Consider the following 15,405-nt stretch of genomic DNA (forward strand, 5'->3'; position numbering starts at 1 on the left):
AACAACTAAATTCTAATATTCAGGATTTGGAGCAATATTAGGATTTGCATCAAGTTCTCCCTGAGGGATAGGCAATATTCGTCTATAATCACCTACTTCAATTAACCTGGCATTTGCAGGATGTTGGGAAGTACGTACAATTGGCCGGTTCAGACGGGTTAAATCCCAGAAACGGTGTCCCTCAAAAGCTAACTCTTTTCGCCGTTCAGTAATAATGTCATCAATCAATTGATCTCCAACTGATACATATGGGGCTGCTCCACGGGCAGTTGCTACCCTGTTCAAATAAATCAAAGCCTGAACATCATTATCCAGTCTGGCATATGCTTCTGCCAGTGTCAAAAGTACTTCAGCATAACGAATAACTTTGATGTTATCTCTACTCACAGTACTGCTGGTGTTGGGGTATTTATTTACGAAATATGCCGGATCTTCTGTTCCACGCTTTCCAACACCAATTACATCCCTTCGCACGTCATTGGCGGAATATAGATTATACAATTCTGAAGTCACAAGCAAATCACCGTAACCACTTTGATCATAGATATAGGCTAAAGAGTTAGTACCTGCATTATCTACAAGATCGGAAGATATTTCAAAAATAGTTTCTACTTTGTTCGTCACCGGATTAGGGTTCTGCCAATAAGCAACATAATCACTTTCCGGAACAAGAGAAAACCCACCGTTATTTACAACATCTAAAGCAGCATCACGAGCTTCATCATAATATCCCTCACCCATAAATAAATAGGCTCTGGCTTGTAGGGCCTTAGCGGCATATTTAGTGAAGTAAGAAGAATTCTTGCTAACAGTCATCAATCTGTAGGCTTCATCCAGATCAGCATGAATCTGAGCATATACCTGAGCGACTGTATTTCTGGAAGGACTTAAATTCTGGTCAAAAACAGTTACAATAGGAACTCCGGGAGCTTCAGGGTTTACTGTATAAGGTGTTGCAAAATGCTTCACCAGCTCAAAATAACCTAGAGCCCTTACTGCATACGCTTCGCCTTTTAGCTGGTCAACAGTAGGACTGTTGGTAGACAAGCCTGCATTTATAACCGTATTAGCCCTTAAAATCTGTACATATAAAGCTCTCCAGATTTGGGAAGCTTCTCCAGAAGAAACTGTTACAGAGTACGTATTAAAGTTAGCATAACGTCCGGAATTTAAAGAAGATATATAAACGTTATCAGCCATTAAATCCCCCAGTACAGGAATATTTCTTGCGAAGGACTGTTCCTGAATTACACTACTAAGACTTGTTGACATTCGTAACGAAGCATACATACCATTTACAGCAGCCTGAAGTTCTTCAGGCGTAGTAATGGCACTACCTACAGGTACTGCATCGTAAGGTTGTTGCTCCAGAAATTCTTCTTTACATGAACCCAGTAATACAGATACTGAGAGTAAAGACATATAAATTAGTTTCTTGTTCATATTTACCTAATTCAGAAATTAAAAATTAAGATTAACACCAAATGTCACAGCTCTATTAACTGGAATGTCTGCGTTATTTGCACTGTTCACACCTGCTTCAGGATCAACCGGTAGGTTATCATCAAAAATCTTTGTTGCCAGGTTCGTTCCACGAACGTATACATTAGCTCTGGAGAAACCGATTCCTTCTATCCATGAAGGTTTCAAATCATATCCTAAAGATATGTTTCTGAGACGCAGATAATCTCCTTTATACAAAAATCTTGTTGAGAACATACTAGGGTTAGAAGGGTCATTGTAAACATATTTTGGAACATCTGTTACATCCCCTTCCTTTTGCCATCTTTCTAAGCTTTTGCGGTACTTGTTCGCTAATGGATACCAACCGTCCATCAGGTAAACTTCCCAACCGTCTCTTACATAATTACCAAAGTTAAATACAACCAAAGCGTCTAATGTAAAGCCTTTGTAAGAGAAGGTATTGTTAAAGCCACCAAAGGCCTTTGGTGTTGCACTTTTATACGGCACGCGTGCCGCACCAGACCAGCTGGTAGTTTTAGTCGTTTTTTCAGCATCTTGCCACCATTGTGGAGCTCCAGTAGTCGGGTCTACCCCAGCCCATTCACGCACATAAAATGTTCTGTAGTCATACCCTTCCCTAAGAAGATAAGCCCCATCAATGATATCAGCGTCATTCGGTAAGCTTGTGATTTTATTTTTATTGAATGCAATGTTGAAGTTTGTATTCCACTTGAACGCTCCGTCTATAGGGTAACCTCCGATTGAAAATTCAAATCCTCTGTTTTGCATTTCACCAATATTTTGGAAGATACTTGGGAAACCGGTAGTTCTTGAAATTTCCTTATTGAGCAAAAGGTCACTTGTCGTTCTGATATAGTAATCAGCAGTGAAAGTTAAACGATCACTAAAGAAGCCCATATCAACACCAACATCAAAAGGTTTGTTTCTTTCCCAAGTCAGGTCTACGTTACCAATTTTGTTAAAAGCACCACCAGGTTGCTGGTTATAGTTAACACCATAACTAAATCTTGGTCGCCAGGTATAGTTATCAAAGGCCGTAGAAGTAGCAGCATTACCGTTCACCCCGTAGGAAGTGCGCAGCTTCAGGGTTGATATCTGATCGATGTTGCGAATAAATTCTTCTTCTTCCATATTCCAGCTTGCACCAACTGACCAGAAGTTACCATATCTGTTATTAGAACCAAATCTGGAAGAGCCATCCCGACGGAAGCTACCACTTAAAATATATTTGTCAGCAAAGTTTAAAGTCAGTCTCGAAAACAAAGACGCAAAACTATAATCGGAAGCTGTTGCACTTGCAGAAACTGGTGTAGCAGCCACTATGGAAGAAGGAAGCGCTGTTGTAGGCGGATAACCTGTTGCATTTGTTGTAATATTATATTCACGTGATTTTTGTGCTTCATAACCAACAGTAGCATCAGCAGTAAATTTATCAACACCAGGAACCTGGAAACGGTAATCTAACTGATTAGTTGTAAGCCAGTTAAATACACGTGTATAGTAGTTATAGCCACGACCAGAAACAGTTCTGCCATCACCATGAAAAGGGTTCCAGAACATTTCCTCTTCAATATTAAAATAATCAACACCAAGTTTAGAGGTATACTTCAGGTTGTCAATAATATTCCAGCTACCTCCAATGGAACCAATAATTTTCGTGTTCCGAAGATCTCTTACATCATTTTCTACAATATACAATGGGTTAAAATTTCCTGAGAAACCTAAAGCGCCAGAACGGGTAATATTTAGAGAACCATCTGCATTATAAGGATTCTGCGTTGGCATCAAAAAGGCTGTTGCCCCTACAGGGTTTGCAAAGCCACCTCCATTACCAGGAGTATTCTGATTGATATTCGAGATATTTAAGGTATTAAAGAATGAAATTTTCTCGTTTACCTTATGATTCAGGTTCATTGTACCTGATATTCGTGTAAACTCAGAACCTATTACTGGTGCCTCCTGCTTAAAGAGACCTCCTGAAACATAAAATTGTGTTTTATCGGTACCACCTGAAGCAGAAAGATTATACGTTTGCTGCGCTCCGGTCCTGGTTACCAGATCGTACCAGTCAGTATACACACCAGATCCTTCACCTAAAGATGTCATTGTGGTATTTACCTGGTCAGGAGTTCTTCCGGCATTTACCAGGCCTTCTCTGGTTAAAGCCAGCCATTCTTCAGCAGTTAAAGTTTCACCAGCATCCGGACGCTTTGCTACGGAAGTAAAGCCATATTCTGCTGTGGCGTTAAATTTAGTTTTACCAGCGGCGCCTTTCTTAGTTGTAATAACAATTACACCGTTTGCACCACGGGAACCATAGATAGAAGTGGACGCAGCATCTTTTAGGACAGTAACACTCTCAATATCGTTAGGGTTTAAGCCTGCTAACTGGTTTGATGTTACAGTTAACCTGGAAGCATCACCAGCATTGATGATAACCCCATCAACTACATACAAAGGATTAGAGCCAGCGTTGATTGAACCAATACCTCTGATCCGTACCTGCTGGTTTGCACCTGGTTGCCCGGATAGTGTTACAGACTGTAAACCGGCAACCTGTCCCTGCAACAATTGATCTACCGAGGCGATTGGTCTGTTCTCCAGATTTTCTGATGAAACAATTGCGGCAGAACCCGTGAATTCTTTTTTTATCTGGGTACCATATCCAGTTACCACTACTTCACCCAGTGTTTTAGTATCAACACTTAGTGTTACGTCTACTGTTGCAGCATTTCCAACTGCACGCTCTACTGCCTGGTAACCGATAGCACGAAATACCAGCGTGGCATCACCAGCAGGAACTGAGATAGAATAACCACCATTAATGTCAGTAGAAGTACCAGTCGATGTACCTTTTACTAATACCGTAACCCCAGGCAATCCTTGCCCGGTGGCCTGATCAGTTACAGTTCCTGTAACCGTCCTGCCTTGTGCAAACGTCTGTAGCACAAACGCAAACACAAAAATGAAATTGAGCAGTAAACTCTTCTTCATACTTGAGTAGTTTTTAGATTAAAAATGATTTAGACAGATTAGTTTATTTTTCAAAGATATAGAAATTTTTCATTTAAAATAAAGGATACCAAAAATAATTCAAAAAACCTTTTTAGTTTTGCCAAAAATACCAGTTAGATGTTCTTTTTGAAAATTTAACAAAAAAAGCAAACGTTTGTTATTAATATTGTTATTAACACAAGGCTAACGTATTGATAACAAGTAATAAATGCTAATAAAAAAAGAAGTTTTTCAGCTCAAAATTCTACAGATAATACAAAACACATAACCTTCATTAACACAGATAGTTACCAAAAAAATGTATTGCAATTCAGCATCCTGCATTCTTAACAGGATAAACTTCCTGTAAAAAACGCATCTGCAGGAGAGCGCGTAGCAAGGTTAAAAAATCATCCTTACAATACATCCGTTATTTGCTGCCAGCAACAAGCGCTACCACTGCATAACCCCGCTTTCATTTAATCAGGCTAAACGTTAAAAGCAGCAAAACAAGCCTCTGTGGCTTTTACTACACATAACAGGATACGCAAGCATCTTACGCTATTCCACCTCCTGCTGTTGGATTTGCACGAACAATTTCAGTTGGACACAAAGCTTTACCTTCTAAATTAGAATTAAACCTAAAGCATATGCACCCAATACACCCTGTGTTATAATTCATTTTAATATCTTTCAAATCCTGAAATTCAACAGCAAACAAAGCTTCGGAACAGTTACTTAACTCATAATCACCACTCAACATTTGCTCCAGGCTAACAACACGTAGAACAACAGAACAGCATCAGAATTGTTTTCTGCTGCTGTCACCATTGCCTTTCCTTCACCTGCTGATAAAGAAAAACGCTTGCTTGTGTGGCCACAAAGGCTATGATGTTATCCCAAACATATCAAGTAGCTTCTTCTGTTACAATCACAGTATGCCTTCTACTAAAACGGCTTGGTGTGCAATACTTCCAGTTTGTCCCCCACTCTTATTTCGCCAACGCCACGGTGCAGCAGGTTTTGCCCAAACATGACCTTGTTATTCCGGAGGCGGTACGTAGAAAGTGTTTTTAGCGGCTCCGCACTTTTTTGGGCCGACTGCTGGTCTATTGTTGTTACCACACAGCGGGCACAGGGCTTTGCTGCCCGGAAGGGCATGTTTCCAATTTTAAACTCAGCAAAACTATCTTCTGCAAATGGAGCGCCGCCGGTAAACACCAGGTTCGGGCGAAACCGGTTCATGGGCACAGGCTCAGACAACCGGCTGTTCAGGTCATCCAGCGACGCCTGCCCGATCAGTAGCAGCGGGAACGCATCGGCAAAACTCACCAGCTCGTGCTGGTGCGCATAGGTGGGGTCAACTTTTCGTGCGGTCTGCGCCGGCATCTTCACCAGCCTGGCCGGCATAGCAAGTGCCTGGCTAAACCAGTCATTTGCTTCTGCGCTTACTTCTACGGCATCGCAGGTATCGTCCCAGACCGTAACGCGCAGCCTGTTGCTTGCCTGCGGCTCAAACGGGATCAAGAGCGGCGCAACAGCGTTATGCTTGTGCGTCACCAGCAGCCCCTGGTCCTGAAGGTGCACCTGCAGTAAAGCCATGTGGGCGTGCTGCCGCTGGGTCAGGAAATTACCCTGCGCATCCACCAGCATCCAGCGGCGGTCGTACTGCAGCCCCCGGTCTTCTACCTGCGCCCGCTCCACAGGAAAGCCTCCTAACGACTTAATCGGGTAAATATTGATCTCGCTGATAGTATAGACAGACATAGTAATGCAGTAGAACCACAACTTTCCTCAAGTTAAAAACAATTAACCTAATTTCCGGCATATCGCACAAAAAATATTATGCATGACGACTAAATTTATCTAAACAACTTCATAAATTGAAAGCCTGTCGCATTTTTACTACCTTAGTACTGCATTCACCCGTACATACCAGCATTAACTAAACTTTTTGTATTGCCCCAAGCTCCAGCCGCACATGAACACAAAAAGCATCGTTCTTTTGCTTTTATTCCTCTACAGCCTTTACCCCGGCAGCTTTTCGCTTGCCCAGGACGCGGCAGTTTGCGCCACCAGCCGTATCAGCGCCCTGCAACGCCAGGCTGTTGCCACTCCAGGTCATGTAAAGCGCATGAACCAGTACAATGTAACATTTTACAAGCTGGACCTGCAACTGGAGCGTAACACGACCTACATCGCGGGCAACGTAACCACACATGCCACCATACGCGCAGCACAACTCGACACCTTTGCCTTTGAACTGCACCCCAACTTCACCATCGATTCGGTGGTGGTGAATGGCGTGAAGCAGCAAACCATCAGCCGGGTATCCGGCGATGTGTCGGTAAAGCTTACCACACCTGTTGCACCACCCACCACACTCACTGCTGTTGTTTATTACAAAGGCACGGCGCCCAACAGTGGCAGCGCCGCTATAGGCAACGGCTTCAGCTCTGCCACCGAGTCCACGTGGAACAACCAGGTTACCTGGAGCCTCAGCCAGCCCTATGCCGCCTACGAGTGGTGGCCCGTAAAGCAGGTACTCACCGATAAAGCCGATTCCGTGCACGTATTTGTCACCACCAGCGCCGACAACAAAGTTGGTTCCAATGGCCTTCTTACACGGGTGGTGGATGTTGAAAATGGCAAAAGACGGCACGAGTGGAAATCAAAATACCCGATCGATTACTACCTGGTTTCGGTAGCCGTGTCTAATTACGAAGAGTACCTGACCTATGCCAACCCGGCAGGTGCAGCCGCTCCCGTTCCCATCCTGAACTATGTGTACCGTGGCGGTGCACTTGATTTTTTTAAAAATGAGATAGACCGCACCGGCCCTTTCCTGGAGCACTTTTCAGATTTGTTCACACTTTACCCCTTTGCAGCCGAGAAATACGGCCACAGCATGGCGCCCATGGGCGGCGGCATGGAACACCAGACCATGACCACCCAATCCACCTTTACCTTCTTCCTTACAGCACACGAACTGGCGCACCAATGGTTCGGCGACAACGTTACCTGCGCCTCCTGGTCCGACATCTGGCTGAACGAAGGCTTTGCTTCTTATGCCGAATACCTGGCCTACCAGCAGTTCGCACCTGCCTCGGCTACCACCTGGATGCTGAACACCCATGCCTATGTAAAACTACAGCCTGGCGGAAGCGTTTATGTAGCAGACACGACTAACGTAAACCGCATTTTCGATTTCAGGCTGACTTATAAAAAAGGGGCAGCTGTAGTGCACTTGCTCCGGTACGTGCTCAACAACGACGAGCTGTTTTTCCAGGCGCTGCGCACATACCAGGAACGGTTCCGACACAGCACCGCCACCACCGCCGACCTGCAGCAGGTGTTTGAGCAGGTATCCGGCCTGAACCTCGATTTCTTTTTTGAGCAGTGGTACCGGGGGCAGGGATACCCCATTTTCACGGTAGAATGGAACCAGCAGGGCGAACAACTCAGGCTGCAGTCTGTGCAGGAAACCAGCAGCAGCGCTACGCCTTTGTTTACACTTGATGTACAGTACCGCATCCGCACCACAACCGGCGACACCATCGTACGGGTACCGCATACCCAAAAACAGGAAAGCTATCTTTTTGAGGTTGACGGAGAGGTACTAAGCATTGAAGTTGACCCAAACAACTGGATACCGGAACAGGTGGCGGCTTCATCCAAAAACCCGGCCCTGAAGGTGCCAGCCGACAAAATCAAAACGCTGCTCGTGTACCCGAACCCCGCACAGCAGTTCCTGAAGCTGGCAGACCTACCTTTCATGCCCGCCTCCGTTGAGGTTTACGACAGCACAGGCCGCCGCATCAGCCTGCAGCCTACTGCAACGGGTACAGCAGAGGTCACAGTCCGCGTTTCTGAGTTGCCGGCAGGTTACTACATCCTGCAGGTATCCGACAGCAACCGCCACTACCGCACCAGCTTCGTAAAAGTGCAGTAAAATTCTGCTGCAGCTGCCACCACAGCCTCTGCTCCTTTGCCTGGCTCCGTTAATACCCGGGCCTGAACCCCGACCCTATCATGGCCTTCACCAGCTGTGCCTCCCGCACATTGTATTCAAAAGCCAGCCGTTTGTAGTTGATCAGGTCTATAATAGTACCGATAAAGCAAAGGCCGGCGGTAAGCAGGTACAGGATACCCATGCCAATGCTCCCGATCAGGAACCGGTGCACACCCGCCACGCCAAAAAAGCCCAGCAGCGCCGTTGCCAGCACCAGGAGCGGCTCCTTCCGCCGACTGCGGTAAATAGAGGCGAACTGCTGTACCTGCTCGTCGGTCATGTCCTGCACAATTCCCTGCACATAAGCCATTTCGTCGGGCTCCAGGTCTGGCATCAGGTTATAAATATTCATCTTCTTATAGTTTTTGTTTCAGATAAAAACTTCGTAGCACAACATAATTTCTGGAAAGCGTAAACACACGCCCTGCCAGCAGCAGCAGCGCCGGTACCCCCAGCGGATGCGCTTCCCACGAAGCCGCCAGTTCACCCCGGAAAAGCCAGCCAATGGCATGGCCGAGGCCGCAGCCCGGACACCCCTGCGCCAGCACCCAGCTCAAAGGGCAAAAGCTGAATAAATGCACTCCGGCAGGATCTGAGAGAGCTAGCAGCGCCACGCCCGCCACCCAGCACACCGCTTCCAGCAGGTAGCGTTTCCGCACGAGCAATTCCAAATCCGGAGGAGCAGGAGGTAGTGGTGGCGCCAATCTAACTTTAGTAAACAGGTAACGTATTGCACATTAATGATATAATTTATACTATATATCTGACAATTACAACTATGTCCTGCCGTATACCTCTTTTTTTTGTCGGCCTGCTGCTTTTCCTGGGTAGCTGCTACCGCATGCGCAACTCCTCCGGGGGCGGAGAAGGCACTATCCGGACAGCCACACGCCCCGTAAATCCTGCTGATGTGGCGCTTCCCGAGGGTTATACCATCGAGCCCGTCGCCACCGGCCTCACCTTCCCGACAAGCGTTGCCCTAAACGAGCAGGGACAGGTATTTGTACTAGAAGCCGGTTATGCCTATGGCGAGGTGTGGGAGGCGCCGCGGCTGCTGCGCATTAACCCTTCCGGTGACTACACCACCGTTGCCACCGGCTCCCGCAACGGCCCCTGGACCGGCGTAACCTACCACAACGGCAGCTTTTATGTGGCGGAAGGCGGACAAATGGAAGGCGGCAAAATCCTGCGTATCTCCCCGGACGGCACCATAACGCCACTGATCGAAAACCTGCCCAGCCGCGGCGACCACCACACCAACACGCCTGTCATCGGCCCCGACGGCTACCTCTACTTTGGCCAGGGCACCGCCACCAATTCCGCGGTAGTCGGGCCGGATAACTTCGAGTTCGGCTGGCTCAAACGCTACCCCGATTTCCACGACATCCCCTGCCAGGACATCACCCTTTCCGGCACCAACTTCGAAAGCGACAACCCCCTTACCGACGATAAAAAAGACAAAGCCACCACCGGCGCCTACGCTCCTTTTGGCACAGCCACCACCGCAGGCCAGGTAATAAAAGGGCAGCTGCCCTGCTCCGGTGCCGTTATGCGCATACCCGTAGCGGGCGGTCCGGTAGAACTGGTGGCCTGGGGCCTGCGCAACCCCTACGGCCTGGCTTTTTCGCCTGACGGGCAACTTTACGTAAGCGACAACGGCTTCGACGATCGCGGCTCCCGCCCTGTGTGGGGCAACGGCGATTACCTATGGGCCATAGAGCAAGGCAGCTGGTACGGCTGGCCCGACTATGTCGGTGGACTGGCCTTTAACGGCGACCGTTTTCACCCGCCCGGCGGCACCGCACCCAAGCCACTGCTGGCCCAACAACCTGGTCAGCCGCCAAAACCTGCGGCCTCGCTGGGGGTACATTCCTCCTCCGATGGCTTCGACTTTTCCAGGAGCAGCACCTTTGGCTATGAAGGGCAGGCTTTTGTAGCACAATTCGGCGACATGGCTTCGGGGGTAGGCAAGGTATTGGCTCCCGTAGGATACAAGGTGGTGCGGGTGGATGTAAACACAGGCGTGGTAACAGACTTTGCAGCAAACAAAGGCAAAGAAACCGGGCCAGCTTCTAAACTGAAAAGCGGCGGACTTGAACGACCTGTAGCTGCAAAGTTTTCACCGGATGGCAACACGCTCTACATCGTAGACTTCGGCATCATGAAAACAACAGAAAAGGGACCCGAGCCGCAACTGAAGACGGGCGTCATCTGGAAAGTAACCCGGAAAGGAAGCCAATGAAAAAGACCATGAAAAAGACGTTGCTCCTGCCTTGTTTGCTGCTTTTCCTGCTTGCCTGCGGCACTGCCAGGCGTGGCGAACCGCTTTATGCTCCCGTGCCTGTTTCGGAACCTGCCGTTGCCAAAGGCGAGGTGGTGTTTAACCGTTTCTGCCAGAAGTGCCACCCGGGCGGCGAGGCGGGACTGGGTCCTGCTATCAATAACAAACCGGTGCCCGGCTTCATCATCCGGTTACAGGTCCGGAAAGGACTGGGCGTGATGCCTGCCTTTAAGGAAAAAGTAATTTCGGAGGAAGACCTGGACAACCTGATGGCGTACCTCAAAACCTTACGAAAAGCAAAAAAACAGACAGCCACTTGAAGCTCCTTTGCCTCCTGCTCCTCCTGTCCTGCTACAGCCAGGCCACCGCCCAGAACCCTGACAGCACCAATGCCAGGCAAAGGAGGGTTTTGCTTTTGCCAACCGTAGGGCATGCGCCCGAAACCCGCTGGTACATAGGTGCCTTTTCGCTCTTCACCCTCCGTCACCACTCCGGCACCCACACCCGCCCTTCTCAATTTATAGCAGCGGCAAACTTTACCCAAAACCGCCAGCTTGTCTTGTCAACGGAGTGGAACGTTTTTGCCAAAGAAGGTAACTACTACAGCACCGGCGAACTGGTGTACCTCAAATTCCCGGAGAATTTCTACGGCATCGGCCCGGACGCACCCGCCGGGCACGTGGAACAATACGACAGCAAACGCATTGAATTTAACGTCACGCTGCTCCGCCGCATTAAACGCCACCTGTACGTGGGGCCGAGGTACCAGTTGCAGTACATGTTCGCGCTGGAGCCTGCACCTGGCGGCATCCTGGACCGAAAGCTCGTTCCCGGCGCCACCGGAGGCCTTTCATCAGGAGTTGGCGCAGCAGCGGTCTTCGATAACCGGCAGCACATCCTGAACCCGCAGCAGGGAACTTATGCTGCCGCTTCTGCTACAGCTTTTGGCAGAGCCACCGGCAGCGACTTTGGTTTTATCCGTTACCAGCTGGACCTGCGCCACTATTTCCGGCTGCCCTGGCAGCAGCACCTGCTTGCTCTGCAAGCCTACGGCGTTTTTAGCAGCGGCAGTCCGCCTTTCCGGATGCTGGGCCTGCTGGGCAGTTCCTCCATCATGCGGGGCTACTACCCGGGCCGCTACCGCGAACGGCAATACCTGGCGCTCCAGGCGGAGTACCGCCTGCCGCTATTCCGGCGTTTCGGAGCAGCAGCCTTCGCAGGCGCCGGCGATGTAGCCTACCAGCTCCGGCAGTTCCAGCTCACAGAGTTCAAACCCAGCTACGGCCTTGGCCTCCGGTTCAAAATAAACCGCCAGGAAAACCTCAACCTCCGCCTCGACTACGCCCGCGGCCACAACACCTCCGCCTTTTACCTTACCCTGGGAGAAGCGTTTTGAAAGTTTAGGAGTTTGGGAGGTAGAGAGTTTAAGAGGTAGAAAGGTAGAAATTTTGTAGGGGGTGAAGATTTTCAACCCTGTAACTGAGAGGTAGAGAGGTTGGGGGTATGGCTGTAGAGACGCGATGCCCGCGTCTCCTGCACGAACCACAGACAAATCCAACCAATCCTGTTATTCCTTAAATCATCTCAATCTTGTTCAGACAAATTCAATCCTGAAAATCCAATAATCTGTCGAATCCGAATTCAGACAAAAAGACAAACAAATAATCACACCCATCATTTCATCACTGCCATCAGCGGTCGCAGAGGCTGTGGTGGCAGGCGCAGAAAGGATTTTTTTGTCTGAACCAGGATTAACCAGATTAGTGGATTAACAGGATTAGGTTTGTCTGTGATTCGTGAATGGGTTGAAAATCTTCACCCCCTACAAAATCCTAACCTCTCTACCTCCCAAACTCCTAAACTCCTAAACTCCTAAACTTCCATGCCCTCCCCAATAACTAATAACCAATAACTAACAACAAACCGTAAAAAAGAAGTAATTTTGCATCCTTAAATCCGAGAGCATGGCCGACACTCCGCACAAAGCTGGTTTTGTAAGTATCGTGGGCAAACCCAATGTGGGCAAATCTACGCTGATGAATGCCCTGGTGGGGGAGAAACTTTCTATCATCACCTCCAAGGCGCAAACCACGCGGCACCGCATTATGGGCATATTGAACGGAGATGACTTCCAGATTGTCTACTCTGATACGCCTGGTATCATTAAGCCGCAGTACGCCCTGCACGAGTCTATGATGAGCTTTGTGCGCACCTCCCTCGAAGATGCCGATATTATCCTGTTCGTGACCGATATTTATGAGAAACACGACGAGGACGATGTGATCAAACGCCTGCAGCACGCCCAGGTGCCTATTCTGCTCCTCATTAACAAAATTGACCAGGCCAGCGAGGAAGAGCTGGCGGAAAAGGTAGCGTACTGGCAGGAGAAGATGCAGCCAACGGAAATCCTGCCGATCTCGGCGCTGCATAACTTTGGCTTAGACCATTTGTTTCAGCGATTGCTGCACTACCTGCCCGAGCATCCGGCCTTTTACCCGAAGGACGAACTGACTGACAAGCCCGAGCGTTTCTTTGTGTCGGAGATGATACGCGAGAAGATTTTTCTCAACTACAAAAAAGAAATTCCCTACAGCTGCGAAGTGGTGGTAGAGGAATTTAAAGAGGAAGCCGACATCATCCGTATCCGGGCTGAAATAAGCGTGGAGCGCAAAAGCCAGAAAGGCATCGTGATCGGCCACAAAGGCGAAGCCCTGAAAAAGGTGGGAACACAGGCCCGCCAGGATATGGAAGCGTTTTTCCAGAAAAAGATTTTTCTTGATTTATATGTGCGCGTGAACGAAAACTGGCGAACAGACCAGAAGCTGCTGCGGCGCTTCGGCTACAGCGAGTAAGTAGAATTGGCACAGCATAAAGCTTCGGTGCAGGGTGCACCGGGGACACTTTAACCCTTTTATTTTTTACAGATGTCATCAAACATCATTGCCATTGTAGGCCGCCCCAACGTGGGCAAATCAACTTTCTTTAATCGCCTGATTGGCCAGCGCAAAGCCATTATGGATAACGTGAGCGGCGTTACCCGCGACCGCAGCTACGGCCACGGCGACTGGACAGGCAAATTTTTTACTGTAATAGATACCGGCGGTTACGTGCACGGCACCGACGATATTTTTGAAGAAGAGATAAACAAGCAGGTAGAACTGGCCATTAAAGAAGCCGACGTGATCCTGTTTATGGTAGACGTAGACGCCGGCCTCACCGACCTCGACAAGGAATTTGCCAACGTACTCCGCCGCACCGATAAGCCTGTTTATATAGTAGCCAACAAAGCCGACACCACCGAACGCTCCCAGCAAATCGGTGAGTTTTATTCGTTAGGTGTTGGCATCGACATTTTCCCGGTTTCGTCGCAGAGTGGTTCGGGCACCGGCGACCTGCTGGACGAAGTGGTAAAGCACTTTAAAGACCAGGGCGTAGAAGATCCGGACGCAGGCATACCAAAATTTGCGGTACTCGGAAGACCAAACGCAGGCAAGTCCTCTTTTGTGAACCTGCTGCTGGGCGAGGAGCGTAACATCGTAACCGATATTGCCGGCACCACCCGCGACGCCATCCACTCCCGCTACAAAGCCTACGGCAAAGAGTTTATCATTGTAGATACGGCCGGTCTGCGCCGCAAAAGCAAAGTAAGCGAAGATATCGAATTTTACTCGGTGATGCGCGCCGTGCGTGCGCTCGAAGATGCCGACGTCTGTATCATCATGCTCGATGCCACGCGTGGCATTGAGGCGCAGGATGTAAACATCATTTCGCTTGCCGAAAAAAACCGCAAAGGCATGGTGATCCTGGTAAACAAGTGGGACCTGGTGGAAAAAGACACTCTCTCCACCAAACGCTTTGAGGAGGAGATACTGGAGCGGATTGCGCCTATTAAGTACGTTCCTGTTATTTTCACCTCGGTAGTAACCAAGCAGCGGGTGCACAAGGCCATCGAAACGGCCATGGAAGTATACGACCGCAAAACGCAGAAAATCCCGACATCCAAGCTCAACGACCTGGTGCTGCCCGACATTGAGCGGTATCCGCCGCCTGCTATCAAAGGGAAGTATGTGAAAATAAAGTACATCACGCAGCTGCCCACGCACAACCCAACATTTGCGTTCTTCTGTAACCTGCCGCAGTACATCAAGGAGCCCTACGCGCGCTACCTCGAAAACAGCATCCGGAAACATTTTAATTTTGAGGGAGTGCCTATCAACCTGGTATTCAGAAAAAAATAAAGATTTTTTTATTTAGATATTCAGATATACTCTTATATTTGATGCTTCATACAAAAAAATCATCAAAACAAAATGAAAAAAGTATACGGACTATTATTCGCTGCAGGCCTTTTCGCTTTCGCTTCTTGTGATTCTGACACTACCACTGGTGTAGAAGAAACTGAAACAGTAGAAACTGTTGAAGAGCCTGTTATGGAAGAAGACATGACAGTAGACACTACTATGGATACTACTGTAGACACTACTGCTGTTGTTGAGTAGTTCAGGCACAGAACCTATGTAGCTCCTGTTGCAAAACAGGCATATAAAACAAAAAGGCGCTCCCGGGAGCGCCTTTTTGTTTTATATGCCTCAAACTTAATATAGCCGTGTGCGTATGCTTCTGGAACTGCAGT

General features: G+C 48.5%; 12 protein-coding genes. 7 read left to right on the forward strand and 5 right to left on the reverse strand.

Annotation, left to right across the window (positions count from 1 at the left end; translation table 11 throughout):
- Positions 1–12 precede the first annotated feature (12 nt).
- The 3 genes from DCW36_RS16790 to DCW36_RS16800 all read right to left on the reverse strand — a co-directional run bounded on the left by DCW36_RS16790 (position 13) and on the right by DCW36_RS16800 (position 6,246).
- Positions 13–1,443, reverse strand: a complete 1,431-nt coding sequence (locus tag DCW36_RS16790) for a RagB/SusD family nutrient uptake outer membrane protein (RefSeq protein ID WP_114781962.1) — start codon at positions 1,441–1,443, stop codon at positions 13–15.
- Positions 1,444–1,461: 18 nt separating this feature from the next.
- Complete coding sequence (locus DCW36_RS16795; protein WP_114781963.1) at positions 1,462–4,479, reverse strand: SusC/RagA family TonB-linked outer membrane protein; 3,018 nt, start codon at positions 4,477–4,479, stop codon at positions 1,462–1,464.
- Between the two features lie 948 nt (positions 4,480–5,427).
- Positions 5,428–6,246 carry an MOSC domain-containing protein gene (locus tag DCW36_RS16800; protein WP_114781964.1) on the reverse strand — a complete coding sequence of 273 codons (819 nt, stop codon included), beginning with the start codon at positions 6,244–6,246 and terminating at the stop codon, positions 5,428–5,430.
- A gap of 214 nt (positions 6,247–6,460) precedes the next feature.
- Here DCW36_RS16800 and DCW36_RS16805 point away from each other — a divergent pair, with 214 nt between their 5' ends.
- Positions 6,461–8,431, forward strand: coding sequence for a M1 family aminopeptidase (locus DCW36_RS16805; RefSeq protein ID WP_114781965.1), 1,971 nt, complete (start codon positions 6,461–6,463; stop codon positions 8,429–8,431).
- 49 nt (positions 8,432–8,480) lie between these two features.
- Here DCW36_RS16805 and DCW36_RS16810 read toward each other — a convergent pair whose 3' ends face one another.
- Positions 8,481–8,843: a TM2 domain-containing protein gene (locus DCW36_RS16810; RefSeq protein ID WP_114781966.1), complete on the reverse strand. Its 363-nt coding sequence runs from the start codon at positions 8,841–8,843 to the stop codon at positions 8,481–8,483.
- A 4-nt stretch (positions 8,844–8,847) separates the two neighbouring features.
- On the reverse strand, positions 8,848–9,195 hold the full coding sequence (locus tag DCW36_RS16815) for a DUF2752 domain-containing protein (RefSeq protein WP_240676216.1): 348 nt from the start codon (positions 9,193–9,195) through the stop codon (positions 8,848–8,850).
- A gap of 74 nt (positions 9,196–9,269) precedes the next feature.
- On the opposite strand from DCW36_RS16815, the gene DCW36_RS16820 reads away from it, so the two are divergent.
- The 6 genes from DCW36_RS16820 (at position 9,270) to DCW36_RS16845 (ending at position 15,271) form a co-directional block, all read left to right on the forward strand.
- Complete coding sequence (locus tag DCW36_RS16820; protein ID WP_114781967.1) at positions 9,270–10,733, forward strand: PQQ-dependent sugar dehydrogenase; 1,464 nt, start codon at positions 9,270–9,272, stop codon at positions 10,731–10,733.
- Positions 10,734–10,741: 8 nt separating this feature from the next.
- Entirely contained in the window at positions 10,742–11,092 is a 351-nt protein-coding gene (locus DCW36_RS16825) for a c-type cytochrome (protein ID WP_114782036.1), read from the forward strand.
- Positions 11,089–12,168, forward strand: a complete 1,080-nt coding sequence (locus tag DCW36_RS16830; protein ID WP_114781968.1) for a BamA/TamA family outer membrane protein — start codon at positions 11,089–11,091, stop codon at positions 12,166–12,168. The genes DCW36_RS16825 and DCW36_RS16830 overlap by 4 nt, the downstream gene beginning before the upstream one ends.
- Positions 12,169–12,736: 568 nt before the next feature.
- Positions 12,737–13,624 carry a GTPase Era gene (era, locus tag DCW36_RS16835; RefSeq protein ID WP_114781969.1) on the forward strand — a complete coding sequence of 296 codons (888 nt, stop codon included), beginning with the start codon at positions 12,737–12,739 and terminating at the stop codon, positions 13,622–13,624.
- A 72-nt stretch (positions 13,625–13,696) separates the two neighbouring features.
- On the forward strand, positions 13,697–15,010 hold the full coding sequence (der, locus tag DCW36_RS16840) for a ribosome biogenesis GTPase Der (protein ID WP_114781970.1): 1,314 nt from the start codon (positions 13,697–13,699) through the stop codon (positions 15,008–15,010).
- A 72-nt stretch (positions 15,011–15,082) separates the two neighbouring features.
- Positions 15,083–15,271, forward strand: coding sequence for a hypothetical protein (locus DCW36_RS16845; protein ID WP_114781971.1), 189 nt, complete (start codon positions 15,083–15,085; stop codon positions 15,269–15,271).
- Positions 15,272–15,405 lie beyond the last annotated feature (134 nt).

Origin of the sequence: Botryobacter ruber (assembly GCF_003347595.2) — a bacterium.
Classification (GTDB): Bacteria; Bacteroidota; Bacteroidia; order Cytophagales; family Hymenobacteraceae; genus Pontibacter; species Pontibacter ruber_A.